The sequence below is a fragment of the Streptomyces sp. SID14478 genome (assembly GCF_010548525.1).
In the GTDB taxonomy this organism is placed as follows: domain Bacteria; phylum Actinomycetota; class Actinomycetes; order Streptomycetales; family Streptomycetaceae; genus Streptomyces.
This window is the reverse complement of the sequence record NZ_JAAGMG010000155.1, coordinates 1-2,319: the sequence shown is the minus strand read 5'-3', so window position 1 is coordinate 2,319 and position 2,319 is coordinate 1. Positions and strand designations below refer to the sequence as shown.

The following is a 2,319-nucleotide window of genomic DNA, read 5'->3' as shown; positions in this document are numbered from 1 at the left end:
GGCGGGGGTACGGCGGCCCGGCAGGTCACTGCCGCGGTGGTCGTGACGGTCGGCCGGTGTGGGCGGCGCGGGATGCGGGGCTGCGGCGGCGTCCGGTTCGGCGGGGGCACGGCGGCCCGGCAGGTCACTGCTGTTGGGGTGCAAGGCGATCCTTTCGGTGTGCTGGACGTCGAGGCGGTGGATCACGTGTGCGGCGACCGTGATCAGGAGCAGGAGGACGGCTGTGGTGAGTGCGGCGTCCATCACGGTCACCTCCCCGCGGGCGTGCGGACGGCGTGGGTCGAGGTCGCGCCGCCCTCGTACTCCCATGACTCCTCCGAGCTCTGCGGCCGGTCCCCGACGGCGGCGCCCCGAAGGCGTGCGGTCTCGGCGGCGACGAGATCGGTGGCGCTCAGCGGGGTTCCGCCCGTCGCACGGGCGGCGTCCATGAGCCGGGCGGCGCTCGCGTCGTCCGTCTCGGGCGGGATCACCAGGAGGTCCCAGCGTCCGGTCCCGTAGGACAGCAACAGGAGCTTGTGCGGGTCGAGTTCGGGCGTGAACCAGCCGATCTTCAGCACGCGGTCGCCGACCGTCACCCCGCGCGGGACGACGGACCAGAGCATCGGGTTGACGGCGACGCGGGTGATGCGGCCCCACAGCGGATCGAGTACGGCCGCCAGCGCGGGCAGTTCGACGGTCAGGTCGCGCGAGCGGGGCCACCAGGCGCCGTCGAGCAGGCCACCGCCGGTCGGGGACTTCAGCGACACCCTGGCGGCGGGGGTCGAGGGAGGAGAGGCGGCGGTGCGGGGGGACGTGGTGGGCGCGGTCATGATGCGAACCCGTCTTCGGAGCGGCACGAAAGACGCCCCGATGCCATTGCTCACCGAGGACGAGACCCGCGTGACTGCCGGAGTACGAAATGCCCTTGGTGCCTCAACCGTACTCCTGCGGGCGCGGTCGGTGACGGGTCCGGACCCGCCCGTCGAAGTCCGTCGCCCTCAGGGGGCGTCCTCGGTCGCCATCAGTGCGGTTCCGGTGAGCCGGAGCGCGGGGTCGGCCGCCGCGATCATCAGCCGGGCCGCCGTGTCGGTGCCGCTGCCCGGCGGGACGACGAGCAGGTCCCAGCGGCCGACGCCGTAGGAGAAGAGCCGGATCGTGTGCGGGTCGAGGCCGGACGCGTACCAGGTCGCCGCGACCGTGCGGCCGTTCACGGGCAGGGCGGCCGGCTCCTCGCGCCAGCTCCCCCGGTGGGACGCGATACGGGTCACGAGCCCGCGCGAGGCGTCGAACACATCGGTAAGCGCGGTCAGTTCGGCGGCCAGGTCGTCCGTGCGGGGCCACCAGGCTCCGCACACCGGCCCCGGCGGGAAGGTCTGCGGCCGCAGGGCGAGCCGGGCGGGCGGGTACGCGTCGGGCCCCTCGGCGGGGGGGCGAACCGCGGTGACCGGTAGGTGCGTTCATGACGCACACCCTTCTGCGGGCCGCCGCGACCGCGGGACCCGGTGTGGTGGTGCGCCGGAGGCGACGCCGAACGAGTTCGGCGTACGAGGAGCACCCGGTGGCCCCAGCGTACGGGCAGTCCCTTTCCCGTCGTCCAGGAGTACGGTGGGCGAGGCGAGGGGTTTTGCCCGCCGTGCCCGACCGCCGGAGCACCCGCGTCTCCCTCGCCGTCCACTCAAGGGGCAGCCCCCGACCCCGGCCGCGCCGGCAGCAACCAGGCCGAGGAGTCCGTCGTGTCCCGTCGCCCGCCCTTCGCGCACCCGGCCCGCAACGTCAAGCTCCCAGCCCGCGCGGCGAGTTCGCGCCCGCGCGGGGCAGCAGCGAGCGCCTGTACGTGACTGCCGGACCCGGCGCCACGACCGCGGTCCCCGCGGCCGCTCACCCGTAGCCGTCCGACCCGTCACCGCGTGACCCGCACATCAGCCGGCAGGAGCCCCACCCATGACGCTCGCCCAGCACCCCCCGCTTCCCTCTCAACCCCTGCTCCGGCTGCGACTGGCACCCGACGCCGGCGGGCCCCGGGCCATCGACGGGGCCTGGTGGCCGCGTTCCTACGACCTGTTCACCGAACTCCCCGCCCTGCTCTCCGGGTTGCCCCGCACCTGGGGCCACATCACCAGCGTCCTGCTCAACGGCGCGGCGTGGCCCGCGGCACCCCGCCGGATGCTCGTGGCCGGACAGGTCGTCCACCTGCGACGGCGCCTGACCACCGGCGCCGCGCACACCGTCGTCCTCACCGCCCCCGGCCACGGGCGCTGGGACCTGGTCGTCGTCCCCCCGGACACGACCGAGGAGGCCGCGGCACCGATCATGGCGCGGGCGGCGCGCGCGGCGAGCGGC

4 protein-coding genes are annotated in these 2,319 nt (G+C 75.1%); 1 reads left to right on the top strand and 3 read right to left on the bottom strand.

The window, feature by feature from the left end:
* The 3 genes from G3I40_RS06295 to G3I40_RS06285 form a co-directional block, all read right to left on the bottom strand.
* The coding region (locus G3I40_RS06295) for a hypothetical protein (protein WP_164301168.1) at window positions 1-243 on the bottom strand (243 nt) is incomplete at its 3' end.
* A gap of 5 nt (window positions 244-248) precedes the next feature.
* Window positions 249-809 (bottom strand): DUF5994 family protein, encoded by a 561-nt coding sequence (locus G3I40_RS06290; RefSeq protein WP_239091573.1) that lies wholly within the window; start codon window positions 807-809, stop codon window positions 249-251.
* 168 nt (window positions 810-977) lie between these two features.
* Complete coding sequence (locus G3I40_RS06285) at window positions 978-1,364, bottom strand: DUF5994 family protein (protein ID WP_239091574.1); 387 nt, start codon at window positions 1,362-1,364, stop codon at window positions 978-980.
* A 556-nt stretch (window positions 1,365-1,920) separates the two neighbouring features.
* Between G3I40_RS06285 and G3I40_RS06280 the strand changes: the two genes are divergently transcribed.
* Window positions 1,921-2,319 (top strand): DUF5994 family protein (locus G3I40_RS06280; protein ID WP_164301166.1); only part of this gene is annotated, 399 nt, incomplete at its 3' end.